The sequence below is a fragment of the Arthrobacter sp. KUASC02 genome, from assembly GCF_059739395.1.
The window spans coordinates 378,712-402,679 of the sequence record NZ_AP046053.1; the positions used below are offsets into that span (position 1 = coordinate 378,712).

Below are 23,968 nucleotides of genomic sequence, written 5' to 3' on the forward strand. Positions count from 1 at the left end.
CTGTGACTTCAACTGCAGTTTCCGGCGTTTCGCGTCGACTAATAGCTCATAGGTGATATTTTCGTCCTATGACTCAAGAGACTGCTGAACACGTAGGCCTGCTGCTCCGCGATGCCCGCACCGAGAAGGGCTGGACCCAGGGGCAGCTTGCCGGCGAGCTGGGCACCAGCCAGAGCGCCATCGCCCGGATGGAGCAGGGCAAGCAGAACCTCAGCCTCAAGATGATCCAGCGGCTCGAGGCGATTGTGGGACGCAGCATCGTCAAGGTGGGCCGGCCGCAGATGACGCACCTCCGGGTGGAAGGCGGCCGCACGTTGTCCGGTTCGGTGGACGTCAACAGCAGCAAGAACGCCGGCGTGGCCCTCCTCTGCGCGAGCCTCATCAACCGCGGCACCACCACGCTGCGCCGGCTGGCCCGGATCGAGGAAGTGAACCGGATCGTGGAGGTCCTCACCAGCATCGGCGTCGAATGCACCTGGCTCAATGCCAACGATCTGCAGATCCGCCGCCCCGCCGTTTTGGACCTCGACTCCATGGACGTGGAGGCGGCCCGCCGCACCCGCAGCGTGATCATGCTGCTGGGGCCGCTCCTGGACGAATCCGCCGAGTACCGGCTCCCGTATGCGGGCGGCTGCGACCTGGGCACCCGCACCGTGGAGCCCCACATGCAGGCCCTGCGCCAGTTCGGCCTGTCGGTGGAAGCCACGTCCGGCTTCTATTCCGTGCAGGCACCCCCGGCCGACGGCGACAACCGCACCTTTGTGCTGAGCGAACGCGGTGACACGGTTACCGAAAACGCCATCATGGCGGCCGCCCACCGCCGCGGCACCACGGTGATCCGCAATGCCAGCCCCAACTACATGGTCCAGGACCTCTGCTTCTACCTGCAGGGCCTGGGAGTGGAGATCGACGGCGTTGGGACCACCACCCTCAAAATCACGGGGCAGCCGTCCATCGACGTCGACATCGAATACTTCCCCTCCGAGGACCCCATCGAGGCGATGAGCCTGATTACCGCCGGCATCGTGACCAACTCCGAGGTCACCATCCGCCGGGTTCCCATCGAATTCATGGAGATCGAACTCGCCACCCTGGAGCAGATGGGCCAGGAACTCGAGATCTCCGGGGAATACTTTGCCCGCAACGGCCGCACCCGCCTGGTGGACGTCACCACGAAACCTTCCGCGCTGCATGCACCCACGGACAAGATCCACCCCATGCCGTTCCCCGGCCTGAACATCGACAACCTTCCCTTCTTCGCCGTCATTGCCGGCAACGCGGAAGGCCAGACCATGATCCACGACTGGGTCTACGAGAACCGCGCCATCTACCTGACCGAGCTGAACAAGCTCGGAGCCCGCGTCCAGCTGCTGGATCCGCACCGGATCTACGTCAACGGACCCACACGGTGGCGCGCAGCCGAAGTGGGCTGCCCGCCGGCCCTGCGCCCGGCCGCGTGCATCCTGCTGGCCATGCTGGCCGCCCGCGGGGTTTCGGAGCTGCGAAACATCTACGTGATTGAGCGCGGGTACGAGGACCTGGCCGAGCGGCTCAACACCATCGGCGCCAAGATCGAGTACTTCCAGGACTGAGCGGTTCCATGCCCAATGAGGGCTCTCTGACGGTGCCTGTCTAACCGCGCGTCACGGGGGCACAATGTATGCATGCGAACCTTCGGGGTTGAGGAAGAGCTGCTGATTGTGGACCCCGTGACAGGGGAGCCGCTGGCGCTGGCGGACGCCCTCCTGACAGGGCGGAAGCTCGCTGCCGACGACGCTCCGGACAAGCCGCGGATCCCGGATCCGCACGATCCAGCCCGTAACGACGGCGACACCGGGCTGACTGCCGAGCTGAAACTTGAGCAGATCGAGACACAGACGCGCCCGTGCCTGGACTATGAGGAGCTGCTGCTGCAGATCCGCCAGGGGCGTGCCCTGGCGGACAGCGCCGCGAAGAAACACAATGCGCGCGTGGCCGCTCTGGCAACATCGCCGATTGCCTCCACGACGCACACCACGCCGAATCCCCGCTACGCCACCATGCAGGAGCGCTTCGGACTCACCGTCCATGAGCAGCTGACCTGCGGTTTCCACGTCCACACGTTCGTCGAATCGCCGGAGGAAGGCGTCGCCGTTATCGACCGGATCCGGGACAAGCTGGCGGTTCTCACGGCACTCAGCGCGAATTCGCCGTATTGGAACGGTGTGGAGACCGGTTTCGAAAGCTACCGCACCCAGGCCTGGAACCGCTGGCCGACGTCGGGCCCGTCCCAGATCTTCGGGACCCACTCCATGTACCGCCGCGTGGTCACCCGGCTGCTGGACAGCGGCGTGCTGCTGGATGAAGGCATGATCTATTTCGACGCGAGGCTCTCCCGGAACCACCCCACCGTGGAAGTCCGGGTGGCGGACGTCTGCCTGCATGCCGAGGACGCAGCCCTGATCGCCGTCCTGGTGCGCGGCCTGGTGGAATCGGCCAGCAGGGAATGGCGGGCCGGTGTGGACCCGGCCCCCGTGCCCACAGTGCTCCTGAAGATGGCGGCGTGGCAGGCCAGCAATTGCGGGCTCCGGGGAGACTTGCTCGATTTTGGCACCTTCCGTCCCGCTCCCGCCGAGGAAGTGGTGGAGGCGCTGGTGGACTACGTGGCGCCGGTCCTGGCCGAACAGGGCGAGCTGGAATTGGCCCGGGAAGGTGCCCGCAGGATCATGGACCGGGGCACCGGCTCGGAACAGCAGCGCCGTGCCATGCAGGAGGGCCTGGCGGCCAGCTCGGACGTCGCCGCCGGTCTGGCCGCGGTGGTGGCCCATGCCGTTGACGTCAGCATGCGCCAGGCTGAAGCCATCACCGTGCGCGAGCAGGCGCCGGTGCTGTTGCGCGTCCGCCAGTCCTGATCAGGTTCCTACTACCCCGGAGCGCGCCATGGAAACCGAATTCGCCACAGTCGCCGGCCATGATGTCACCACCATCACCTGTGTCTGCGGAAACACCGTCAGCGACGAGGGGCTGATCCAGGCCAATTCCGAAGGCATGCCCGTCCACCTTGGCGAGGGCACTCCCGTGCCGGAGGGACTCGCGGCGTGGCCCGGGGACGAGGACCTTTACACGCTGTGCCCTGCCTGCGGCCGGGTCTACCACGACACCGTCATTGAAGAGACCGGAACCGCGCCGGTGGCCTTCACCGTGGACGTGGCGGCCGGTCCCATCGCCGAAGCGATCCGCCTGCACTGGGAGCTCGACACCTGACTCATCGACAATCAAATTCCGCGGGAATAGCCTTGAAACGTCCGAGAATTACCCGACGACGAAGACGGGAAGGTGCCAGAAATGGGAACCCGGGAGAATGTTGAGCTGGTCCGGCGCGGATACGAGGCCTTCAGCGCAGGCGACATGGCAACCCTTGGCGGACTGTTCGCGGAGGACGCAGTCTGGCACGTCGCCGGAGATGGCGTGCTGTCCGGAAAGAAGGAGGGACGCGACGCTATCCTGGCCTATTTCGGGGAACTCGGGACGCGGTCCGGGGGCAACCTGACAGTGACCGTCGAGGAGATCATCGGCGGGGAAACCAACACCGTTGCGGTGCAGCACAACCGGGCAGAGAGCGGCGGCAGGGCCCTGGACCAGGACGGCGTCATCGCCTTCCGGGTCGCTGGCGGCAAGATTACCGAGGCGCGGGAGTTTTTCCAGGACACCGCGAAAGGCGACGCATTCTGGGCTTAGCCGAACCTGCTGCGAAACGCACGAAGGGTGACCCGTTCGCGCTGATCGACGACCGGCGCTGAAACCGACCGGCGCGGTTCAGTCGGTCTGGCCTACCTGCCAGACCTCGGCATGCCGGCATGAGTCCGGTTTGGTCACACCCTGCAGTGAATTGCCGGTGCCGCCGCCCAGGAGGATCTCATCTCCGTGACCGTAACTGGACCCCTGGTAGTGGAGTCTGCCGTCCTCCCACTCGACTTCGTCGACGGGAAACGCGGCGATCCAGTCAGTCCCGTCCGGGGCCTGTATGTACAGGCACCCCGCGTCGAGGACGAGTTTCCCTTGCAGCGCAGCAGTATCGCTTCCGCTCCCGTGGGATACGTACGTGGCAATCGGCGAAGAGCGATGCGAGGCCGACGACGTCCCGGGGGTGCTTTGGGATGCGGGCGCACTTGTACTGCCCGGAGCTGAGGTTGCGGCCGAACCGCAGCCCGGCATTGCGATGGCCGCAGCTGCCAGCACCAGGCGCACTGTGGTAGCACGGGCCCGGACCCGGGCTCGGTCCCCGGACGGCTCGGCACTGTCACCACGGGCACTGTCACCACGGAACGACATGCCTTCATCATGGCACTGCGGTCAAGGCCGTCAAGGTGGACAAAAAGGGCAGACGCAGCCAGCGGGCGAAACAGGTAGTGGACACTCTGTTAGCCGCGGGCGTTCTGCCGTAGCTTGGCGCTATCGCGTCAGCCAGCGGTGCTCGAGGGGGATCGAAAGCACCGGCGGGACCGGCCGGAACCGGCCGTCCGCCAGGCACGATCCCCGCGCCACTTGCCGCGCAGCAGCACGCCGCATCAGCCTGGCAGCGATCGACCGACCGCCCGGCGGATCCGGCTCCGGAATGCGCCCCGAAACCCCCGGGGCGGACCGGACCATCGAACGGGGATCAGTCCATGCAAAGGCGCACCACTCCAGCAGCCCTCCTCCTGACAGCGTTCCTGGCTCTCGCCGGGTGCGGAACAAACACCGGCACCGGAACGCAAACGTCCTCGCCGCCTCCCTCCAGCGCCACGCCAAGCCCGGCCAAGACATACACGGATGCGGACCTCAGCAGCCTGGTGTCCACCCTGAAGGATGCTGAGGGGCGGCCGCTCACGGTGGTCCCCGCGGCGCAGATCGACCAGGGCATCATCAAGGCCAAAGAGGTGCTGAAGAGTGCGACCTTCACGCCGCCGGAGTGCAATGTCTTCGCCGACAGCAACTCCCAGGTCCCCGAAGACAGCACGTATGCGGCCGGAACCAGTGTGTCGGCGGCGGACAAGACCGCCATCGTGGTCACCGTCATTGCCCTCAAGGATGCCCAGGAACTGCGGGATCATCTGGACGCATCCAAGAAAGCCTCGGCCGCGTGCCGCAACTTCACCGTGGAGCTGGCAGGGCAGAAGATCACCACCGAGGTCCAGGAGGTTAACGCCGAGACCAAGGGTGACCAGTCGTTCGCTGCCCTGGCCAAGCAGAGCCTCTCCACCGGGGAAAAGCAGGCGGCCCTGACGATGACCGGCATCAAGGGAAACCTGGCCGCCACCGCGGTGAAGGCGGGACCCGATGTAACCCCGAATGCCGCGGCGGAGCTCGCCCAGCTGATCGACACCATCCTCGCCCACGGCTGACGGCGGCGCGGCGGGCCAACGGACACGGCCGTGTAGGGCAAACGGACAGAGCGCGAACGGACAGATAACGCCCCACAATGCAGGGCCGTATCTGTCCGTTCGCGCTGGTTGTACCTCTGCCGGTCAGATCTGCTTGAGCGCCTGCTCCAGGTCGCGGATGAGGTCGTCGACATCCTCGAGCCCAACCGACAGCCGGACCACGCCGTCGCTCAGCCCGATGGCTGCGCGCCCTTCCGGACCCATGGCGCGGTGCGTCGTGGTGGCCGGGTGGGTGATGAGCGATTTGGCATCGCCAAGGTTGTTGGAGATGTCGATGATCCGCAGCGCGTCCAGCAGTGCAAAAGCTGCCTCTTTCGCCGTGCGGCCCGCCGACGGCGAGAGCTCCAGCGTGAGTACGGTGCCGCCGGCCTTCATCTGCTTGGCGGCGAGCTCGTACTGCGGGTGCGACTTCAGCAGCGGGTACTTGACCCAGCTGACAGCCGGCTGCTCCTCGAGCCATTCGGCCAGGCGGAGCGCCGAGGCGGAGGAATGGTTGACGCGCAGCGCCATGGTCTCCAGGCCCTTGGTCAGTACCCAGGCGTTGAAGGCGGACAGCGCAGGCCCGGTGTGGCGCATGAGCTGTTTGACCGGGCCGTCGATGAACTCCTTGGTGCCCAGGATGGCGCCGCCCAGCACCCGTCCCTGGCCGTCAATGTGCTTGGTGCCGGAGTACACAATCACGTCTGCGCCGAGCTCGCCGCAGCGCTGCAGCAGGGGAGTGGCAAAGACGTTGTCGACGACGACCGTTGCCCCGGCCGCGTGGGCCAGTTCGCTGACCGCGGCGATGTCCACGATCTCCTGCATGGGGTTGGACGGCGACTCGAAGAAGACCGCCGTCGTCGGTTCGGCCAAGGCGGCCCGCCACTGCTCCAGGTCCGGACCGTCCACGAACACCGTTTCCACGCCCCAGCGCGGCAGGATTTCGTTCAGGATCACAAAGCAGGAGCCGAACAGCGACCGGGCAGCCACCACGCGGTCGCCCGCGGCCAGCAGCGCACCGAGGGCCGTGAAGACGGCGGACATGCCGGACGCCGTCGCAAAGCACGCCTCGGTGCCCTCGAGCAGCCGGAGCCGCTCCTGGAACGTGGCCACGGACGGGTTGCCGTAGCGCGAGTACACGAACCGTTCGTCTTCGCCGGTGAAGGCGCGTTCGGCGGCTGCTGCGGATTCATACACGAAGCCGGAGTTGAGGAAGATCGGCTCGGCCGTCTCCTGGAAGTTGGTGCGGTCAAGGCCGCCGCGGACAGCCTGGGTGTCGGGGCTCCAGCCGGCGGCGTCGGGATTGAAAGTCACTTAGTTCTTTCCGAGGTTGGTGGGCAGTCCGCGGTTTTTCCAGCCGTTGACGGTGCGCTCGCCGTAACGGTCCGGTTCGCCTTCAAAGCCTTCGAGGACGTTGTAGGCGGTGAAGCCGGCCTGCGTGGCGGCGATTGCGGCGGCGATCGAGCGGACGCCTGATCGGCAGAGGAACACCAGTTCGACGCCGGTGTCCTCCGGTGCCTGCTGCTTCAGCTGCTGAATGAATTCCGGGTTGGGGATGCCGCCGGGGAACGTCCACTGGATGAAGAGGGGATCGTTTTCGGTGGCTTTTGTGTCCGGGATGCCGATGTGGGCCCATTCGCCTTCGGTGCGGACATCCACCAGTACCGCGCCCTGTTCCAGTTTGGCCCAGGCGTCCTGCGGGGTCAGGTCTCCGGCGTAGCTCATGCGTGGCCCTCGAAACCTTCGCCGGGGAAGTCGAGGTCGAACTCAAGTTCGTCCACCGCCGTTGCCACAGCGGCGTCCGAGCTGGCGATGGCTGCGGGCAGCACCACGGCCTGCGCCACGATCACGCTGGTGCCGTTGAACGTGGCTGCCGGGCTCCCGTGCAAAACATAGCCATCGGCCAGGGCCGCGGAGATGCGCTCGCAGAACGAGCGGTCGTCGGGGCCGGTGATCAGCCGGTAGGCCAGCTTTTCCTGGGGCAGGTCCTGGGCCGGTTGGTCCTGGCCGGCGGCGGCCGGTTCGGTGGCCAGTGGGGCGGGTGCGTCAGACACGACGGATCTCCTTCTCTCACGCTTGCAGCTCGAATGGGTCGATATGCCGAGTATTCACCTGAGGCACCCCGCCGTGGAAGGAGGGTTGCCGACCGGCCAGTCAGGGCTTGGCACCGGTTCTCATTACTCCCCAAAAACGTAACACTTACGACGGCGGCCCGCACCGCCGTCGTCGTCATCTTCCGTAACGGGACATGGCAGAACGCGGCACTGCCCCCGCGTTTCCGGTGACCCGTACGTGACCCCATATTGCCGTTACAAAAGAACCTGCCGGGAGGATAATGACGGGAGATGAACCGCTGTAACGCCGGATGAAATCAGGCAGCCGTGAATGGATCGAACGGGAATACAGTCAGTCCCATGCTGCACTTCGGTTGGTTTGTGGGTCACGGCTTCGGCGTCCAGGGCTGGGGCACGCCCGGCTACGGCATCGGGTACGACTGGAAAAAACCCGCCCTGTACCAGCAAGCCGTGCGCGAATTTGAGCGGGCCGGGCTGGACCTGTTCATCATCGAGGACTCCCTCACCGTGCCGGACACCTACGGCGGCAGCGCCGAAGTGTCCTTGGCCCAGGCGTCCTTCGCTCCCAAACACGATCCGCTGGCCCTGGTTCCGTACCTGCTCTCCGCCACCGAGCACCTGGGCATTGTTCCCACGGTGAGTGCGTCCTTCTACCCGCCGTTCACCGCGGCACGGCTGCTGGCTACCCTGCAGCACTTCTCCAACGGCCAGGTGGGCTGGAATGTGGTGACCTCCGGCAGCGACCTTGCCGCGCAGAACTACGGCCTGGACCAGCAGATTGAGCACGATCTCCGCTACGAGAAGGCGGAGGAATTCGTGGACGTGGTGCGCAAGCTCTGGCGCAGCTGGGAGCCGGACGCGATCGTGGAGGACGCGGAGGCCGGCATCTTCGCGGACCACACGAAGGTCCACCCGATCAACCACGACGGCGAGTTCTTCAAAGTCCGGGGGCCGCTGAACACGGCGCCGCTGCCCGAGGAGCCGGTCCTGGTGCAGGCCGGGGCATCCCCGCGGGGCAAGGCGTTCGCGGGTGCCAACACGGACGTCGCCATCGCCCTGGCCAGGGGTGCGGACGGCATGAAGGCCTACCGGGACTCGATCCGGGCCGAGGCAGCCGCGGCAGGGCGGAACCCCGACGACGTCAAGGTGCTGTTCGTCCTCAAGCCCACCGTGGTCGGCTCCCGGGCAGAAGCGGACGAGCTCCGGGAGGAGCGGCGCCAACTCACGCAGCGCGACATCGACAGCCAGTTGAACTCCATCTCGTATCTCTCCGTCATCGACTTCAAAAAGTTCGACCTTGACGCCCCGCTCCCTGAACTGACCACCAACAGCAACCAGGGCACCCTGGACCACTTCGCCAAAGCCGGTCCGCCGGGCTCCACACTGCGCCAGCTCCTGCAGGCCCGCAGCGGCGGCGCCGGGGACAGCATCATCGGCACAGCCGAGGACATTGCCGACTACCTCGAGGAGACCGGGGCCCAGGTGGGCGGGGACGGGTTCCTGTTCTCCGGCTTCGTGGACCCGGCCACCGTCCACGGGGTGCTGGACCGCCTGGCGCCCGTGCTGCGGCGCCGCGGGCTGCTCCGGACAAGCTATGGCGACGGCGGCTTCCGCCGGAACCTGCTGGACTTCTAGTCCCATGGGCAACGGCAGCGGAAACTTCCTGATCGGCACGGCGCACCTGCGTGCCAGGGACATCGCCGAGGCCGCGGCTGACCCGGCCGTGAAGTTCGTCCTGAGCACGGACGCGCTGGAGCTGGTCGGGCGCTCGCGGGAGGTGGTGCAGCAGGCCATCGACTCCGGCCACCGCGTCTACGGCCTCAATACGCTGCTGGGTTCCGGGCGTGACACCGCCGTGGAGGAGCAGTCGATCCTCGCCTACCAGGTGCAGGTGGTGCGGTACCACAACAGCGGAGTGGGGGACCTGCTGGCCGCTGACGAGGTCCGGGCCGTCATCCTGGCGCGGCTGGTGGGCTTCAGCCGGGGCGGCTCCGGAGTCCGGCCGGAAACAGCCCGTTTCTACGCTGACATGCTCAACCGGGGCGTGGTCCCCGCCATCCCGCGCGAAGGATCCGTAGGTTCCGCGGACCTCACGCACCTGGCCGCGGTGGCCGCCGTCGCCATCGGGGAGGGACAGGCCGTGGGGGCGGACGGGCAGCTGGTGCCCGGCGGGCAGGCCCTGGCCGACGCCGGGCTGGCCCCGCTGGAACTGGCGCCAGGCGAAGCCCTGGCCCTGGTCAGCTCAAACTCCTATTCCATCGGTGTCGGCGCGCTGGTGCTGCACCGCATCCTGCGGCTCGCCGACCTTGCGGACACGGCGCTCGCACTGTCGCTTGAGGCGACGGCAAGGCACGACGGCGGCGGCAACCTCAGCCCGTTTTCGCCGGCGGTCCAGGCCGCCAAAGCCGTGCACGGGCAAGCGGTCACGGCGGCCCATGTGCTGCGGCTCCTTGAGGGCGGCTGGCTGGAGGACCACACCCGGGAGGTTTCCGTGCAGGAAGCGCTGTCCTTCCGGGCGGCGCCCCAGACCCACGGCGCTGTCCGGTGGCAGGTCACCGCTTTGGAAGATGCCCTGGAGGTGGAGCTCAACGGCCGGGGCGACAACCCGCTCGCCGACGTCGGATCCGGGCGGATGGTGTCCGGCGGGAACTTCCAGCCGATGCAGCTGGCCCTGGCATTCGAGGCGCTGCGCCTGGGGCTTGCCCATCTGGGGATCAGCAGCGAACGCCGGATCGCCAAGCTCTACCCGCCGCAGCGCCGGATCCGCCAGCGGCACCTCGAGGCTGCCAGGAACGGAGCCCCGCTGGAGCCGGAAGAGCTGCCCGGGCTCCTCTGGTACTCGGCCGCCGGCCTGCTGTCCGAACTCAAAGTCCTCGCAGCGCCGGCCACGCTGGGGGCTCCCACGCTGTCCGCCGACATCGAGGACCACTCCACCCTGGCGCCGCTTGCCCTCCAGTTGCTGGAGCGATCCGTGGACGCTGCCGGGAAGTTGCTCGCCATCGAAGCGCTGACCGCCGCCTACCTGCTGGGCGGGGCGGAAGCGCGTGCGGTGCGGCCGCTCGGAAAGGGGACTGCCGCCGTCGTTCACCGTCTGTCCGGCCTCCTGGCCCGGCACCTGCCGGCGGCGGCGCTGGTGGAACAGGCTTCCGCTGAACTGGACGGCTTCCTGGGTGCCGGCTTCTTCGGCCCCGCATTCGACGGCCCCGCATTCGGCGGCCCCGCATTCGACGGCGGCCCCGCCGGCAGCACGGAAAGGCAACGATGAGCACCATGACAGGCACGCGGTTCAGGCTGCAGATGTTGCGGCGGACGCCGCGGCTGTCCTGGCGCAGGTGGGCAACACGCCGCTGGTGCCGCTGGATGTCCTCTCCAAAGGGCTCGGCAGCACGGTGTACGTCAAGCTCGAATCGGATAATCCGGGTGGCTCCATCAAGGACCGGACAGCGCTGAGCATGGTCCGGGCGGCTGAGCGCAGCGGTGAGCTCCGGCCGGGTGCAACCATCGTGGAGAGCACCTCGGGGAACACCGGGATCGGGCTTGCCCTGATCGGTGCCCTGACCGGGCACCCTGTGGTGGTGGTTACCGGGGACACCATCTCATCCGAGAAACTCGCCGCGCTGCACCGTTACGGCGCCAGGGTGGTGGTGACGGACTGGACCGCGCCGTCGGAGTCGCCGGAGAACGCGCGGGCCGTTGCAGCGCGGATCACGGCCGAGAACCCGGACGCCTGGCGGCCGCAGCAGTTCGACAACCCGGCCAACCCGCTGGCCCACTACGAAGGAACGGCGCCGGAGATCTGGCAGCAGACGGCCGGGAAAGTGACGCATTTCGTGGCCGGAATCGGCACCGGCGGAACCATCAGCGGCAACGGCCGGTACCTGAAGGAGAAATCCGGCGGCCATGTGGAGGTGATCGCCGCGGATCCGGTTGGTTCGGTGTACAGCGGAGGCCATCCCGGGGAAATCCTGGTGGACGGCGTGGGGAACTCCTGGCCGGAAGCAGAATGGCCCAAAATCTTTGATCGCGGCGTCGTGGACCGCTTCCTCCGCGTTCCGAACAACGAGGTGTACACCACGGAGCACCGGCTGTTGAACGAGGAGGGCTTGTCCCTCGGGCCCTCCTCCGGGCTGGCCGTGGCGGCGGCCCTGAGGGTGGCGCGTGCCGCACCGCATGGCTCGGTGGTGGTGGCCATTGCGCCCGACGCCGGCAGCAACTACCTGAGCAAGGCTTTCAACCCCGTGTGGCTGGCCGATAACCACATCCGTCTGGCCTCGGAATTCGTGGAGGAATAGGCCGCGTGCTTAGCATTACGACTCGGCTACAACTACAGACAGACAGACCGGTCTCGTTGTACGCTTTTGAAACGTTCGCGGTTCCCGCATCCTCGAATCAGCATGCGGTGTATTCACGGATGGGTCCCGGGCTCAGCCGGGACCAGCACTTATAAAGGAATAGACCATGTCAATGGATGAGACTTCTTTTCCAGCATTGACCGATGGTGAATCGACTGCGTACCGGGGACCCCAGTCGATCCCGCCTTCGGACGCGAGTGATCCGACGATCCGTGGCCAGGCGTGGAACATCATCGAGTCTGTACTGGATGACGCCACTCCGCAGAGCGAGTGGGCGCGCGAGCAGCTGCGCAGCCGGATGGAATCGCACCCGGGTAATCCCGAACGCGCCCTCCTGGAACACCTGATGGCTACGCGCAGCATCACGGACCAGGAGTCGGACGACTCCGAGGAGAACCTGCCCAGCCCCGACCTGCCCGTGCCCGATGAGGACTACGGCGCTACAACGCTGTTCACCCGCCGGAGCAGGCGCCGCATAGAGGCCATTCTCGGTGACAGGATGCTCCTCACCGCGTTCCAGCCCATCCACGAACTGTCCACGCGTGACGTCATCGGTGTTGAAGCGCTGACCCGTTTCGTGAGCGACGACGGCGCCAGCGCCGACCACTGGTTCAACGAAGCCGCGGCCGTTGGCCTTGGGCCCGACTTGGAATTTGCGGCGCTGCAGGCGGCCCTGGTGGCCGCAGAGCAACTGCCGGGGAACGTCTACGTGGCGCTCAACCTGTCACCGGCCACCTGCCTTGACCCGCGGCTCCGGGCGTTCGTGGAGCACTCGCAGCTGGCAGTGGACCGGATCGTTGTCGAGCTGACAGAGCGGCTTGCCGAGGACGAATACGAGCCTGTGGTGAAAGCACTTGCGCCGCTCCGGCTGCGCGGACTCCGGGTGGCTGTTGACGGCGCAGGGGCGGGTTTCGGCTCGATGAGCCAGGTCAAGCACCTCAGCCCCGACATCATCAAGCTCGACCGCAACCTCATCGCGGGAATCGACCATGCCGCCGGCCAAAGAACCCTGGGTGCGGCCATGGTGGAGTTTTCCCGGCAGATCGGCGCGGACCTTGTTGCGGAAGGGATCGAAACCCAGGCCGAGCTGACCGCGGTCATGGACCTTGGGATGGCCTTCGGGCAGGGGTACCTCCTGGGCCGGCCCTCGGTGCAGCCCCTGGACTGGGCAGCCTGGCGGACCTCCGCCGACGAGGAAGCCTTCACCTCGGGATCCGGCGGCCCGGCAAACTAAACCCTCTCGCACTTCCTGCTGGCCGGGACGCGACGCTCTCGCAGTTCCTGCTGGCCGGGACGCTCGAGCGTGCGTGATGACCGCAGGAAATGAGCGAGCGTCGGTATAGTGCCCGCTATGGATGACAAGGCAATTCTGCACAGCTACCTGCGCACCCGGCGGGCGAACCTCCTGGCCAAACTCGACGGCCTGGACGAGTACGACGCGCGGAGGCCGCTGACGCCCACAGGTACCAACCTGCTCGGCCTGGTCAAGCACGTGGCCAGCGTGGAACTCGGCTATTTCGGCGAGGTTTTCGGGCGGCCTGCCCCTATGGACCTCCCGTGGCTTGACGAGAATGCCGAGCCCGACGCCGACCTGTGGGCAGCCGCGGATGAGACCCGGGAACAAATCATTGAGCTCCACCAGTTCTCCGCGGCGCACAGTGACGCCACTATCGACGCGCTGCCGCTGGACGCGCCAGGGGAAGTGCCGTGGTGGCCGGAGGAGCGGAGGCGCGTGTCCCTCCACCAGATCCTGGTGCACATGTGCGTGGAAACGGCGCACCACCTGGGCCACGCGGACATCCTCCGTGAGCTCATCGATGGTTCAGCAGGCCAGCGGCCCGGGGACCCCAACCTGACGACGCGTACCCCGGAGGAATGGGCAGCGCACTGCGCCCGCATCGACGCGGCGGCCCGCGCAGCCGCAGACCACGTGAGCGAGCGTTCGGCGGAAGACCCCGAGAAGTGAGAGAGCGTTCGGGGGAAGGCGCCGAGAAGTGAGAGAGCGTTGGGAGGACGGGGGTGGCGCCCTACTCGATGGTGGCGAACAGCTCGTTGAGTTCGTCGGTCAGCTGTTTCCGCAGGGCGGGCGTGCCGATTTCCTTGCCGTCGATGTGGTTCACGGGGGCCAGCAGCCGGATGCTGGAAATCAGCCAGACGGCGTCGGCGTCGAAGAGGTCCCGAGGTTCCAGCGGGCCGTAGCCGAGCTCCCAGCCCGCGGCCTTGGCGGCGGCAAAAAGCGCGCCCTGTGACGTGCCCGGCAGGATGCCGCTGTCCAGTTGCGGCGTGATGAGGCGGCGCACCGTGCGGGTGCCGCCGGCGCCGTCGTCGGACGTGTCAAGGTGAGCGAGCAGGACCGTGGACGTGGGGCCTTCGAGGACACGGCCGTCGGCCGACGTAAAGATGACGTCGTCCGCCCCCTGGTGGTGGGCGTACCGCAGGGCCGCCATGTTCACCGCGTAGGAGAGCGTCTTGGCGCCGAGCAGCAGCCATGGCGCGCGCTCGCCCACTTCGCTGTCGTAGCCGCGGTCCAGCAGGATGACGTCGATCCCGGTTTCGCGCTGCCTCCGGCCCGCCGCAGGGACAGGCGAAGCCTGGACCCAGCAGGTGGGGGCTGTTCCGCCCTCGGCGCCGCGGGTGCAGATCAGCTTCACCACCGTCTCGTCCTCTGACGGAGTGGCGGCGGGGTGCTGGGAGCGGTACTCGCCGACCGCCGTCGCAATGGCCCGGCGCCAGGCGTCCTCAGCCGGGATGTCAATCTCCAGGGCGGTGGCCGAACCCTGCAGCCGCCGCAGGTGGGCGTCGAGCTTCCGCGGGTTTCCGCCCACGGCCAGCATGGACTCAAAGACGCCGTCGCCCCGGGTGGCGCCCTGGTCCGTGGCCATCAGCTGCGGCTGCGAAGCATCGGCAATCCGGCCGTCGTCGAAGCTGGGATCAAGGAATACGAGCACGGTGGCCGGGGCAGCAGGAGTCATGTCTCCAGCTTATCCTCGGCCCCGGACGCCAGCCGCGGGATAGGCTGTGCTGGATGCCTTCCGGAACCGGTCCGGCGGGGGAAGTAACCGTGGGAGTCTGTCTGTGTTGTGGCCGTTTCCGCTGGTGGGCACCGCGCCTTACTGGCTCGTGCTGGCGTTGAGCATTGTTGACCTGATCATCCGGGTGCTGGCGCTGGGCATCATCCCCGGCAACCGCCGCCCCACCACGGCCATGGCCTGGCTGCTGGGAATCTTCTTTGTGCCCGCTCTCGGCCTGATCCTGTTCCTGCTGTTCGGAAACTTCAAACTCTCCCGCAAGCGCCGGGCCCAGCAGGATGCCGTGAACAAGCGGGTCCGCGCCGGGACGTCCCAGCTGGCCGCCGTCGAAAGCGATTACGACGGCCCGGAATGGGTGGCCTCGGCAGCCGAACTGAACAAGACCCTCGGTTCACTGCCCATGGTGGACGGCAACAGCGTGGAGCTGCTGCCCGGGTACCCCGACTCCATCAAGGCCATGGCCGCCGCCGTCCGCGGGGCCAAGGAGTTCGTCAACGCCGAGTTCTACATCATGAGCACGGACCACATTACGGACGACCTCTTCACCGCCTTGGAAGAGGCTGCGGAGCGCGGCGTCCAGGTCCGGGTGCTGTTCGACCACCTCGGGACCCTGCGGATCAAGGGCTACCGGAAGCTCATCAGGCGCCTCGAGGCAAGCAAGATCCAGTGGCGGCCCATGCTGCCGCTGCGTCCGGTGCACGGCCAGTGGCGCCGTCCGGACCTGCGCAACCACCGCAAGATCATGGTGATCGACGGCGAAATCGCCTTCACGGGCTCGCAGAACCTGATCGAGCCCTCCTACAACAACCCCCGGCACCGCAAAGTGGGGCGCGAGTGGGTGGAGCTCATGGCCTGCCTGCGCGGACCGATTGTCACCACGCTCAACGTGGTGTTCGCGACCGACTGGCTCAGCGAAACGGACGAGTCCCTGGAGGACCAGTTGGCCCACCAGCCGGAGCTGGCGCCGGGTGCCGTGACCGCGCAGGCCGTGCCCAGCGGACCCGGCTTCATCACCGAGAACAACCTGCGGCTTTTCAACACCCTCATCTACTCCGCCCAGCACAAGATCTCCATCTGCAGCCCGTACTTCGTCCCGGATGATTCGCTGCTTTATGCGGTGACGACGGCGGCGCAGCGGGGCGTCGACGTCGAACTTTTCGTCTCGGAAAAGGGGGACCAGTTCCTGGTCCACCACGCCCAGCAGTCGTACTACGAGGCGCTGCTGGAAGCCGGCGTGCGGATCTACCTGTACAAGGCGCCGTTTGTGCTGCATGCCAAGCACTTCACCATCGATGACGAAGTGGCCGTCCTGGGGTCCAGCAACATGGACATGAGGTCGTTCTCGCTGAACCTTGAGGTTTCGGTGATGCTCCTGGGCGCCGACATCGTGGCCAAGATGCGCGCCGTGGAGGACACGTACCGGGGCATCTCCCGTGAGCTGACGCTCGAGGACTGGATGCAGCGGCCCATGGCCGTCAAATACGTGGACAACGTCGCCCGGCTCACGGCCACGCTGCAATAGGGCCAGCCTGGCGCAGGTCAGTCTGGCGGAAACTCCGAGCCCAGCGCAGAGAGGACTCCGTACGCCTTGGTGCGGATTTCGTCATATTCCTCCTGCGGGGATGAATCCGCGGTGATGGCACCGCCGACGCCGAGACTCAGCTCTGCGCCGCCCGCGCCGTCGGCGCTAATCACCAGGGTCCGGATGGCCACTGCCGTATCCATCGCCCCGCTCAGCGAAAAATAGCCGATGGCGCCCGAATAAACCCCGCGCGGCACCTCTTCCAGACGGTCCAGGATGGCCATGGTGCTGATCTTCGGCGCCCCCGTCATGGACCCTGCGGGGAAGCATGCGGCCACCGCTTCGGCACGCGGCAGCCCCGGCTTCAGCTTCGCATCGATGGTGCTGACCATCTGGTGGACCGTGGCGTAGCTTTCGATGGCGCAGAGCCTGCTCACGGTGACTGATCCGGCTATGGCGAAGTGGCTCAGGTCGTTGCGGAGGAGGTCCACGATCATGATGTTCTCGGCCCGGTCCTTGGGCGAGGACTCCAGCTGGCGCCGCAGCTCCTCGTCCCGGGCCGGTTCCGAGCCCCTGGGACGGGTGCCCTTGATCGGCTCGGCGCGCATGCCGCCGTCGGCCGCTATCCGCAGGAAACGCTCCGGTGAGGTGCTGGCGACCGTCAGCTCGCCGAAGCGCAGGTAGCTGGCGAACGGCGCCGGGTTTTTCCGGCGCAGGGCCAGGTACGTCGCCCAGGCGTCCAGCGCGTCCGGTCCGGCGGGGTCGGCCGGATTGGCCGGAACGACGGCGCTGACGGCGGTGGTGAGGCAGACCTCGTAGGTGTTCCCCTCGGCAATTTCATGCTGCGCGTCGGCGATCTTGACCTTGTAGGCGCTTTCGGTGTCGCGGCCCGTGAACGCGGGAGCAGGCTTGCTTCCGGTGCCCATGGCGCCGCCCGCGACGACGGGGCCCGTGCCTGCAGTGCCGACGGTGTCTCCGGTGGGCCCGGCAGCCGCTGCCGCCGCCACCGCCGAGCGGGCGAGTGCCAGCCACTCCGCGGCGTCGGGGGCCTCCAGGGCGAGGAGCCACACGCTGCCTTCGCGGTGGTCCAGGACCACGGCGCGGCCGGCGAAGATCATGGCGGCGTCGGGGGTTTCCGACGAAACGTCGCTGCCGCCGGTTTCGCGCTTGAGTTCGTAGCCCAGATAGCCCAGCCAGCCGAGGGTGAATTCGCAGGCGTAGCCCTCCGGCGGCCGGAGCGCGCGGCGGCCCCAGACGCCGTCGAGCCAGCGGAAGAACGGCCCGGCGGTGGCCACCGTGGCGGTGCCGATGGTCAGCCGGGTCACGCCGGAACGGTGCCGGACGTCCTGGCCGAACCTCCCGCCGTCGTCGGCCAGAATGCTGAAGCGGCTGCGTTCGGCGGGCAGTCCCTCCGTCCGAAGCGAGGAGTCCAGCCACACGGCGTGCGGCGAGCGGCCGTAGAGGGTGTGGAAGAGCCGCGCGGCATCAGGCACGCAGTCCAGCCGCTCGGCATGCAGTTGAAGGCCGAGGCGTGCCGAGAGCTCCGGCAACAACACGGCAGCGAGGGCCGGCAGGTGCAGCAGCGCCTGGAGGACGTCGTCCGGGGCGGTGCCGTCGGCCCGGTTGAGCACCCGGATCTGGGCATGGTCCGGCACCGGATCCGTTGCCAGCCACTCATCCTCCTGCGCTGCCCACAAGTCCCAGAAGGGTTCGTATGTGCTGCCGTCGCGCGCCAGCGCCCGGGTACGGCGGTCGTCGTCGGAAGACTCCGACCAGATCACGGCGTCCAGCATCGGACGGGCGGAGGCCGCGGCGGCACCTACGCCCTCCACTATTACGATCTCTGCCGGCAGTGTGGTTCGCGCCGGGCCGTCGTAGTGCTTCTCCCAGTCCCAGCTGACCCAGTCGGCAGCATCGCCGCGGCTCAGGGGCGCCAGGACAGTGGTGACATAGCGCTCGATGCCCGCCGCCAGCCCGTTCCAGCCGGGATAGACGTCCTCCAGATGGAACAGCGAGACTTTGTGGTGCTCCCGCAGCCGCGCGGCAAGTTCGATCGCGAGGGTGGTCTTTCCTGCGCCGGACCGGCCATCGACGGCAATGATCACGGGTGCGGGGGTCATGAAATAGAGCGTACCTGCTGCCCGGACCAGTTCTGTTGCTGGAGTTCCTGCCGGGCATGGCCCACGATTCCGGGGACGGCGGCCTTGATGAGGTCCCACGTGACGTCAAAGTCGGCATGGCCGCCGTACCAGGGGTCTTCGATGCCCTGGTCCAGGAGGTCGCGGCCGGCCACTGCCGGATCGAAGCTGCGCAGCATCCGGATCCGGGCCAGCGCCTCCCCGTCGGGTGCCGTCGCGCGCAGCCAGCCGTAGTGGTCCACGTCAAGGGCGAGGATCAGCTGGCGGTCGCGGAACCACTCGGGGCGCCACTCCCGCGCAATGTGGCGGTCCGAGGCGAGTTGATGGGCTGCCAGTTTGCGGGCGGCCCGGGGATCGATGGGGCGGCCGGCCTCATAGGCTGTGGTTCCGGCGGAATCCACGACGACGGCGCCGGCGAGCCCCGCTGCTGCGAAGGCCTCGGCCAGCATCAGCTCGGCCATCGGGGACCTGCAGATATTTCCGGTGCAGACCGCGATGATCCGGTATGGGCTCGACATTGAGGACATGGAGCAAGCATGGGGGATGGTGCCCCCTCTTGGCTAGTCACAGGCTGTCCGCATTACGGGCAAGTCATTATCGTTTCGGATCCTGTCATATTTGTCGGGATCCAGCCGCGGGTGGGAACAGATTGAGCGGCATCTCAGTTATCAGTATGAGGAAAGAAAAATGAGCACTACATGTACTGCACTGGTCATTCCGGTCCGGTTGGGTGACGCACTGAGAACCGTGACCATTGATGCGACGACCGACACCCTTCAGCAGCTGGTGGGGGGACACCTTGAATCCGTCAGCCGCGGCGACTGGCACGTCTACCTCAACGCTGAAGGCCACCTGATGAACCTGCCGCCGAACATCCGGGCGGCCGAACTCATCCGCGAGGCGGGGCTCGACCTGTCCGATGCCGCCCGTGGCACGGCCGTGTTCCTGGGGCGGACGGAGCGCGGCGGCGAAGCGGACGTTCCGGAGCACCTCCTGCGGCGCGCTGCGGAAATGTTCGGGTCACCGCTGGCTGCCTAGGCCGGACGCCTGTTCAGATGCCAAACAGCTGTGCCGCCAGCGCATAGATCCCCCACAGGCCGGCGGCCAGGAGAAGGCCCAGATAGCCGAGCACAAGCCTGGTGTCGCGGAGGTAGCAGTTCGACTTCTTCAGGCCCCTCCGGCGTGCTTTCCAGTAGCCCGCGAACCCGATGGCCGCGAACACGGCCAGGGCCACGGGGCCGGTCAGCCAGCCCAGCAACGCGATCGTGGCGAAGATGCAGAGGCGGAGCGGATCGAACGGGGCGGCATCCGGCGGGGCGCCGTCCCGGTGCGGCACCAGTTGCGATGGCAGCGGCCCGGCTGCGATGCGCCGGGCGTCCGAATCGGAACTCATCGTCATCCTCCCTAATTCGTCCTAGAGCTGGCGCACCGGGAGCAGCTGCTGACCCGTGGCAGTGCTCATCCGCTGTCTGGACAGGGCCGGCCACGCCTGCACTGCGCAGAAGGGGGCGCACTGGTGACCACCGGCGTCGCTCTTGGTTCCCACGTGGACACAGCACTGCGTGAGCCGTTCCTCGATCATTGTGGAAATATCCATGAACGGCTTCACCATGATGCGGGTGACGCGTTCAGCGAGGAGCCGGCGCAGCCGCTGCTGCTGGCCCGGGAGCTTGCCGGCCGCCAAGGTGGTGAGCGTGCCGATGCCGAGGTCGCACTGCGTGCAGATATTCTTCCAGAGGTCCGCTGTCCGCGGGTGGGACAGCGACGACTGTTCGCTCAGCAGGTCGAGCAGAGATGATTTCATGAGGTTGCGCAGTTCAAGCGGGATCGCGCTGTCGGCAATGCGGTTGGCGATGCTGTCCGGGTTGAGCTCCAGCCAGGCGAGCAGCTGGTCGTGCCCGATGAGGGCGGTCAGGGAGCGCCAGACCCCGGAGTCGTCCTTCAGCATGTAGCCCACGGACGCGCAGTGCGGATGCGAGCACGGAAGGGCCGTCAGGTCATGCCACGAGACCACGCCGTTGGTTTGCCCGGCCAGCCGGGCAAGGACGCCCGTGTGGGTGAGCCGGTCCAGGGGGTCGATGCCGTGGCCGCGTCCGGAACCGAACACGGGCTGCAGGGCGACTCCACCCACGAACGGGGTTTCCAGGGCGCGCATGACGACGTCACCCACCTCGCCGTCGTTGACGCCGAGGGTTGCCGTCATGGTCAGGGTGGTGAAGATGCCCGCCTCGGACAGGCGCGAGATTGCCGCATCCTTGTAGCGGGTCAGATCACCGCCGCGGTGGTGGATCGACGCCTCCTTGGAGGGGCCGTCGTACTGGAGGTACACCTCCACCCGGTCGCGATGCTTGGTCAGCAAGGCGAGCAGCTCGTCGTCGGTCGCGATCAACATGCCGTTGCTGTTCACCATGATCCGGACGATCGGCCGCGCGACAAGTTCCTCCAACAGCTCGGCGAGATGGGGGTAGAGCGTGGGCTCGCCGCCCGAGAGCATCAGCACGTCAAGGCGGCCGTTCTCCCGGGCAAGGCGTGCGTCGACGTTCGCGAGTACCTCGGTGAGGGGAGCCACCCCCTGCAACTGCGGGCCGGAGGAGGTGAAGCAGGTGGGGCAGCGCAGATTGCAGTGCTCGATGATGTCCTGCAGCAGGATGCAGGTGTGCTGTGTCTGCATGGCCGGAAGGCCATAGGCGTACGCCTCCGGTACCGGCCGGTAGTTGTCCGCCTGGTCGGGGATGTGCTGTTTGGTGGGTGCCTGCCACTTCTCCAGATACCTGAGGATTTCGGGGGATTCGTCGTACAGGGTGCGCACCAGGCCGTGGTCGGGGCAGCCGCGTTCGAGCCACACGCGGTCGTCACGGACAAGCAGCACCCCGGACAGGCGCCGCACCTGGGCGAGCGGCGGGTTGGTCTCGTGGCAGCGGGGGCAGAACGCCGTGACATACCGGTGGATGCGGTCACCGCGCAGCGGCTGGCCAGGGCCGGGCAGCGCCCGTCCCGAAGCAAAAGGTGACGGATTCATCTCAGGCCTCCCATCTGGGTTAGGGCGCCGACGCAGAGCCCGCCGCCCAACAGGACAAAAATTCCGAGGCCAATCAGAAGCCCCGCGCCGAAACGCGACGTGCGGCGCCGGATGGCCAGCAGGATAGCGACCAGCAAATAGAGGACGATCGGAATGAACGCGCCCAGGCCTCCGAGGCCGAAAGAGCCCAAAGCGTAGGGTCCGACGGCCATGAGGGATCCGACATAGACCACATAGAGCACCAAGGCGCCAAGGACGACGCCGAGCGCCATGGATCCTCCCGCCGGCTCCTGGGGCGTCCCGTGCTTAGGCGGCCGAGGCGGAGGCGGAGATTGGTGCGGGGGCAGGTTCGGGGGAACGTCAGGGTTGTCCTCGCTCATGCCACTCTTCCTTTCAACTCAGGACGGACCGGTTTCCCGAACACCCGCCGCATGCGCCAGATCAACAGGGGCAGGACCGCCAGCAGGAACCATTGCGGGCGGCTCATTCCCAGCCAGAGCACCTCGTTGCCGCGGACAAACTCCACGCCGAACCTGACGAGCGCGTAAGCGGTCACGTAACAGATGAAGAGGTCACCGGGGTGTGCGAGGCGATCGCGAAAGCGCCACATGACGGCGAACGCGGCAGCATGGAAGACGATTTCGTAGGCAAAGGACGGATGGAGCCCGGCCCCGGAGGGGCCGCCGAGCAGCGCAGCCTGCGCCGGGGTGAGTGCGATTCCCCAGGCGCCCCCGGTCGGAGTACCCGGCAGCTCCGTGAGGAGGCAGCCGACCCGTCCGAGGACCATCGCCAGTGCGACGGCGGGTGCGAGCAGGTCACCCGTGGACTCGCGGTAGCCTGTGAGCCGTTTGCCCAGATGGACGCCAAACCATGCACCCACCAAGCCTGCCAGGATGCTGCGGTCGCCGTTGCCCCACCAGTCCGCCAGGGAAACCTGCGTGGAAACATCCCACGTGAGGACGCGTGAGCCGATGGCTCCGAAGGCGACGGCGAAGCCCGCGATGGGCCAGAGGCGCGGATCAGTAAGTCCGCGGCGGCGCTTCTCATAGGCGTAAAACAACAGGGCTGCGAAGATTCCCAGCCCTGTCAGAACGCCGTGCACAAGCCCATCTCCCGCGAAGGGAAGCCCGATCATGAGCAGAGTGTAACAGCGGGTACTCAGGCTGCTTTGACGACGGGAAGTTCATCCCAGTGAGTCGTATATCTGGGTGAGAGCATGGTGCGCTGCATGGACCAGTCCGGGCCTCCGCGGATGCCGGCGTGGCCCAGCCCCACGGAACCCCTGCCGTACCGGCGGCTGACCTCTTCCAGCAGCGTTCCGATGCCGCGTTCCTCGTGGGGGTTCGCAAATGCCGGCAGCGGCGACTGCTGACCCGTGGGCCTCAGGTCGGTGACCATGATGCCCGCACGGACGTACTTGGTGCCTTCCTGGATCCGGGGCAGCAGGGTGTGCGAGGCACGGGTCAGCAGCACGGGATCCGCGGTGGGCATGGGCAGCGTAACGCAGACGGTGGGGTAGGACGTGTCCTGGGGGTTGTAGTGCGACGTGCCGGCGAAGGCCGTGAGGACCTTGGCCTGCAGGCCGTGCTTGGCCAGGCGGGCACTGGCCTGCTGGGCATAGACGCTCATGACCTGCCGAAGGTCCGCCGCGGTGGTGAGGGGCGTGGAGAACGACCGGCTGAAGATGAGCTGGTCACGTCCGATCCGCTCTTCCTCCAGGGGGATGCACGCGGTGCCCTGCAGTTCCAGGACAGTGCGCATCAGCACCACTGAGAAGCGGTCCCGGATCCTTACGGGATCGGCGCGGGCGAGGTCCAGGATGGAATGGATGCCCATGCCGTTCAGGCGTTTGGTGAGCCGGCCGGCCACGCCCCAGAGCTCAATGACGGACAGGCGGGCCATCAGCGCTTCGCGGGCAGGTGCCGGCATGGCGTCCCAATGGCACACGCCGCTGAGGCCGGGGTTGTTCTTGGCCCATTTGTTGGCCAGCTTCGCGAGGGTTTTGGTGCCGGCAATCCCCACGCAGACCGGGACCCCCACGTTGCGCCGGACAACGGCCTTGATGGTCTGGCCGAGCCGCAGGAGTTCGTCTGGAGTGCCTTTGACGCCCAGGAAGGCTTCATCGATGCTGTAGACCTCAAGCCAGGCCGAATAGCGGCCCAGAAGCTCCATGACCCGGGCGCTGATGTCCCCGTAGAGCTCATAATTGCTGGATTTTGCCACCAGCCCCCATTCCTTGGCGCGCGGAGCGATCTTGAACCATGGTTCCCCCACGCTGATTCCAAGTGCCTTGGCTTCCGGGGACCGGGTGACCGCGCAGCCGTCGTTGTTGGACAGGACAACCAGCGGGCGGCCTTCCAGCGACGGGTCGAATGCCCGTTCCGCCGATGCGTAGAAGCAGTTGACGTCCACCAAGGCGATCTGCCTGATCGCGTCCGTTGCCTGCATGTCC

General features: G+C 67.1%; 24 protein-coding genes and 1 riboswitch. Of the genes, 12 read left to right on the top strand and 12 right to left on the bottom strand.

The window, feature by feature from the left end:
* The first annotated feature begins 68 nt into the window (after positions 1–68).
* The 4 genes from AC6JAC_RS01680 (at position 69) to AC6JAC_RS01695 (ending at position 3,717) form a co-directional block, all read left to right on the top strand.
* The gene (locus AC6JAC_RS01680) at positions 69–1,592 is read left to right on the top strand and encodes a UDP-N-acetylglucosamine 1-carboxyvinyltransferase (RefSeq protein WP_028270957.1); all 1,524 of its coding nucleotides are present in this window, start codon (positions 69–71) and stop codon (positions 1,590–1,592) included.
* Between the two features lie 72 nt (positions 1,593–1,664).
* Positions 1,665–2,891 (top strand): glutamate--cysteine ligase 2, encoded by a 1,227-nt coding sequence (locus AC6JAC_RS01685; RefSeq protein ID WP_497963200.1) that lies wholly within the window; start codon positions 1,665–1,667, stop codon positions 2,889–2,891.
* A gap of 28 nt (positions 2,892–2,919) precedes the next feature.
* A complete protein-coding gene (locus AC6JAC_RS01690) occupies positions 2,920–3,243 on the top strand; it encodes a hypothetical protein (RefSeq protein ID WP_028270955.1) in 324 nt (107 codons plus the stop codon).
* A gap of 81 nt (positions 3,244–3,324) precedes the next feature.
* Entirely contained in the window at positions 3,325–3,717 is a 393-nt protein-coding gene (locus tag AC6JAC_RS01695; protein ID WP_028270954.1) for a nuclear transport factor 2 family protein, read from the top strand.
* Positions 3,718–3,795: 78 nt separating this feature from the next.
* Here AC6JAC_RS01695 and AC6JAC_RS01700 read toward each other — a convergent pair whose 3' ends face one another.
* Positions 3,796–4,311, bottom strand: coding sequence for a hypothetical protein (locus AC6JAC_RS01700; RefSeq protein WP_497963202.1), 516 nt, complete (start codon positions 4,309–4,311; stop codon positions 3,796–3,798).
* Between the two features lie 335 nt (positions 4,312–4,646).
* Here AC6JAC_RS01700 and AC6JAC_RS01705 point away from each other — a divergent pair, with 335 nt between their 5' ends.
* Positions 4,647–5,363, top strand: a complete 717-nt coding sequence (locus AC6JAC_RS01705) for a hypothetical protein (RefSeq protein ID WP_028270952.1) — start codon at positions 4,647–4,649, stop codon at positions 5,361–5,363.
* A 123-nt stretch (positions 5,364–5,486) separates the two neighbouring features.
* Here the strand turns inward: AC6JAC_RS01705 and AC6JAC_RS01710 are convergent, their stop codons facing one another.
* From AC6JAC_RS01710 to AC6JAC_RS01720, 3 genes are read right to left on the bottom strand one after another with little or no spacing between them, the layout of a single operon-like run.
* Positions 5,487–6,695, bottom strand: coding sequence for an O-succinylhomoserine sulfhydrylase (locus AC6JAC_RS01710; protein WP_028270951.1), 1,209 nt, complete (start codon positions 6,693–6,695; stop codon positions 5,487–5,489).
* Positions 6,696–7,106 carry a rhodanese-like domain-containing protein gene (locus AC6JAC_RS01715; protein WP_028270950.1) on the bottom strand — a complete coding sequence of 137 codons (411 nt, stop codon included), beginning with the start codon at positions 7,104–7,106 and terminating at the stop codon, positions 6,696–6,698.
* Positions 7,103–7,414 (bottom strand): DUF1737 domain-containing protein, encoded by a 312-nt coding sequence (locus tag AC6JAC_RS01720; RefSeq protein ID WP_051628866.1) that lies wholly within the window; start codon positions 7,412–7,414, stop codon positions 7,103–7,105. Before AC6JAC_RS01720 ends, AC6JAC_RS01715 begins: the two co-directional genes overlap by 4 nt.
* Before the next feature lie 34 nt (positions 7,415–7,448).
* Positions 7,449–7,563, bottom strand: a riboswitch (SAM riboswitch).
* A 232-nt stretch (positions 7,564–7,795) separates the two neighbouring features.
* Here AC6JAC_RS01720 and AC6JAC_RS01725 point away from each other — a divergent pair.
* The 5 genes from AC6JAC_RS01725 (at position 7,796) to AC6JAC_RS01745 (ending at position 13,774) form a co-directional block, all read left to right on the top strand.
* Entirely contained in the window at positions 7,796–9,091 is a 1,296-nt protein-coding gene (locus AC6JAC_RS01725) for an NtaA/DmoA family FMN-dependent monooxygenase (protein WP_497963205.1), read from the top strand.
* Positions 9,092–9,095: 4 nt separating this feature from the next.
* The gene (locus AC6JAC_RS01730; RefSeq protein WP_497963207.1) at positions 9,096–10,721 is read left to right on the top strand and encodes an aromatic amino acid ammonia-lyase; all 1,626 of its coding nucleotides are present in this window, start codon (positions 9,096–9,098) and stop codon (positions 10,719–10,721) included.
* A 67-nt stretch (positions 10,722–10,788) separates the two neighbouring features.
* Complete coding sequence (locus AC6JAC_RS01735; RefSeq protein ID WP_497963208.1) at positions 10,789–11,748, top strand: PLP-dependent cysteine synthase family protein; 960 nt, start codon at positions 10,789–10,791, stop codon at positions 11,746–11,748.
* A gap of 172 nt (positions 11,749–11,920) precedes the next feature.
* Positions 11,921–13,042, top strand: a complete 1,122-nt coding sequence (locus AC6JAC_RS01740; protein WP_497963210.1) for an EAL domain-containing protein — start codon at positions 11,921–11,923, stop codon at positions 13,040–13,042.
* Between the two features lie 117 nt (positions 13,043–13,159).
* Entirely contained in the window at positions 13,160–13,774 is a 615-nt protein-coding gene (locus AC6JAC_RS01745) for a DinB family protein (protein ID WP_497963212.1), read from the top strand.
* Between the two features lie 61 nt (positions 13,775–13,835).
* Here the strand turns inward: AC6JAC_RS01745 and AC6JAC_RS01750 are convergent, their stop codons facing one another.
* Positions 13,836–14,780 carry an aminodeoxychorismate lyase gene (locus AC6JAC_RS01750; RefSeq protein WP_497963214.1) on the bottom strand — a complete coding sequence of 315 codons (945 nt, stop codon included), beginning with the start codon at positions 14,778–14,780 and terminating at the stop codon, positions 13,836–13,838.
* A 103-nt stretch (positions 14,781–14,883) separates the two neighbouring features.
* Between AC6JAC_RS01750 and cls the strand changes: the two genes are divergently transcribed.
* Positions 14,884–16,359, top strand: coding sequence for a cardiolipin synthase (cls, locus tag AC6JAC_RS01755; RefSeq protein WP_028270942.1), 1,476 nt, complete (start codon positions 14,884–14,886; stop codon positions 16,357–16,359).
* A gap of 17 nt (positions 16,360–16,376) precedes the next feature.
* Here the strand turns inward: cls and AC6JAC_RS01760 are convergent, their stop codons facing one another.
* Both AC6JAC_RS01760 and AC6JAC_RS01765 read right to left on the bottom strand, forming a co-directional pair.
* Positions 16,377–18,479: a chorismate-binding protein gene (locus AC6JAC_RS01760; protein ID WP_497963216.1), complete on the bottom strand. Its 2,103-nt coding sequence runs from the start codon at positions 18,477–18,479 to the stop codon at positions 16,377–16,379.
* Positions 18,476–19,024 (bottom strand): low molecular weight protein-tyrosine-phosphatase, encoded by a 549-nt coding sequence (locus AC6JAC_RS01765; protein WP_028270940.1) that lies wholly within the window; start codon positions 19,022–19,024, stop codon positions 18,476–18,478. The genes AC6JAC_RS01760 and AC6JAC_RS01765 overlap by 4 nt, the downstream gene beginning before the upstream one ends.
* Positions 19,025–19,184: 160 nt before the next feature.
* Between AC6JAC_RS01765 and AC6JAC_RS01770 the strand changes: the two genes are divergently transcribed.
* Positions 19,185–19,535 (top strand): DUF3846 domain-containing protein, encoded by a 351-nt coding sequence (locus AC6JAC_RS01770; protein ID WP_028270939.1) that lies wholly within the window; start codon positions 19,185–19,187, stop codon positions 19,533–19,535.
* A 13-nt stretch (positions 19,536–19,548) separates the two neighbouring features.
* Here the strand turns inward: AC6JAC_RS01770 and AC6JAC_RS01775 are convergent, their stop codons facing one another.
* The 5 genes from AC6JAC_RS01775 to AC6JAC_RS01795 all read right to left on the bottom strand — a co-directional run bounded on the left by AC6JAC_RS01775 (position 19,549) and on the right by AC6JAC_RS01795 (position 23,964).
* Complete coding sequence (locus tag AC6JAC_RS01775; RefSeq protein ID WP_028270938.1) at positions 19,549–19,890, bottom strand: hypothetical protein; 342 nt, start codon at positions 19,888–19,890, stop codon at positions 19,549–19,551.
* Between the two features lie 21 nt (positions 19,891–19,911).
* Positions 19,912–21,516 carry a radical SAM protein gene (locus AC6JAC_RS01780; RefSeq protein WP_051628860.1) on the bottom strand — a complete coding sequence of 535 codons (1,605 nt, stop codon included), beginning with the start codon at positions 21,514–21,516 and terminating at the stop codon, positions 19,912–19,914.
* Positions 21,513–21,788: a hypothetical protein gene (locus AC6JAC_RS01785; RefSeq protein WP_231511215.1), complete on the bottom strand. Its 276-nt coding sequence runs from the start codon at positions 21,786–21,788 to the stop codon at positions 21,513–21,515. The genes AC6JAC_RS01780 and AC6JAC_RS01785 overlap by 4 nt, the downstream gene beginning before the upstream one ends.
* A gap of 104 nt (positions 21,789–21,892) precedes the next feature.
* Positions 21,893–22,651 (bottom strand): prolipoprotein diacylglyceryl transferase, encoded by a 759-nt coding sequence (locus AC6JAC_RS01790; protein ID WP_497963220.1) that lies wholly within the window; start codon positions 22,649–22,651, stop codon positions 21,893–21,895.
* A 23-nt stretch (positions 22,652–22,674) separates the two neighbouring features.
* Positions 22,675–23,964 carry a Y-family DNA polymerase gene (locus AC6JAC_RS01795; protein ID WP_497963222.1) on the bottom strand — a complete coding sequence of 430 codons (1,290 nt, stop codon included), beginning with the start codon at positions 23,962–23,964 and terminating at the stop codon, positions 22,675–22,677.
* Positions 23,965–23,968 lie beyond the last annotated feature (4 nt).

Bases quoted from the DNA above. Each gene is read 5' to 3' on its own strand.
- AC6JAC_RS01730 (WP_497963207.1), top strand. From the start codon at position 9,096: ATGGGCAACGGCAGCGGAAACTTCCTGATCGGCACGGCGCACCTGCGT.
- AC6JAC_RS01780 (WP_051628860.1), bottom strand. From the start codon at position 21,516: ATGAATCCGTCACCTTTTGCTTCGGGACGGGCGCTGCCCGGCCCTGGC.
- AC6JAC_RS01790 (WP_497963220.1), bottom strand. From the start codon at position 22,651: ATGATCGGGCTTCCCTTCGCGGGAGATGGGCTTGTGCACGGCGTTCTG.
- AC6JAC_RS01685 (WP_497963200.1), top strand. From the start codon at position 1,665: ATGCGAACCTTCGGGGTTGAGGAAGAGCTGCTGATTGTGGACCCCGTG.
- AC6JAC_RS01740 (WP_497963210.1), top strand. From the start codon at position 11,921: ATGGATGAGACTTCTTTTCCAGCATTGACCGATGGTGAATCGACTGCG.
- AC6JAC_RS01680 (WP_028270957.1), top strand. From the start codon at position 69: ATGACTCAAGAGACTGCTGAACACGTAGGCCTGCTGCTCCGCGATGCC.
- AC6JAC_RS01770 (WP_028270939.1), top strand. From the start codon at position 19,185: ATGAGCACTACATGTACTGCACTGGTCATTCCGGTCCGGTTGGGTGAC.
- AC6JAC_RS01690 (WP_028270955.1), top strand. From the start codon at position 2,920: ATGGAAACCGAATTCGCCACAGTCGCCGGCCATGATGTCACCACCATC.
- AC6JAC_RS01695 (WP_028270954.1), top strand. From the start codon at position 3,325: ATGGGAACCCGGGAGAATGTTGAGCTGGTCCGGCGCGGATACGAGGCC.
- AC6JAC_RS01715 (WP_028270950.1), bottom strand. From the start codon at position 7,106: ATGAGCTACGCCGGAGACCTGACCCCGCAGGACGCCTGGGCCAAACTG.
- AC6JAC_RS01700 (WP_497963202.1), bottom strand. From the start codon at position 4,311: ATGTCGTTCCGTGGTGACAGTGCCCGTGGTGACAGTGCCGAGCCGTCC.
- AC6JAC_RS01760 (WP_497963216.1), bottom strand. From the start codon at position 18,479: ATGACCCCCGCACCCGTGATCATTGCCGTCGATGGCCGGTCCGGCGCA.
- AC6JAC_RS01785 (WP_231511215.1), bottom strand. From the start codon at position 21,788: ATGGCGCTCGGCGTCGTCCTTGGCGCCTTGGTGCTCTATGTGGTCTAT.
- AC6JAC_RS01795 (WP_497963222.1), bottom strand. From the start codon at position 23,964: ATGCAGGCAACGGACGCGATCAGGCAGATCGCCTTGGTGGACGTCAAC.
- AC6JAC_RS01775 (WP_028270938.1), bottom strand. From the start codon at position 19,890: ATGAGTTCCGATTCGGACGCCCGGCGCATCGCAGCCGGGCCGCTGCCA.
- AC6JAC_RS01745 (WP_497963212.1), top strand. From the start codon at position 13,160: ATGGATGACAAGGCAATTCTGCACAGCTACCTGCGCACCCGGCGGGCG.
- AC6JAC_RS01725 (WP_497963205.1), top strand. From the start codon at position 7,796: ATGCTGCACTTCGGTTGGTTTGTGGGTCACGGCTTCGGCGTCCAGGGC.
- AC6JAC_RS01765 (WP_028270940.1), bottom strand. From the start codon at position 19,024: ATGTCCTCAATGTCGAGCCCATACCGGATCATCGCGGTCTGCACCGGA.
- AC6JAC_RS01705 (WP_028270952.1), top strand. From the start codon at position 4,647: ATGCAAAGGCGCACCACTCCAGCAGCCCTCCTCCTGACAGCGTTCCTG.
- AC6JAC_RS01750 (WP_497963214.1), bottom strand. From the start codon at position 14,780: ATGACTCCTGCTGCCCCGGCCACCGTGCTCGTATTCCTTGATCCCAGC.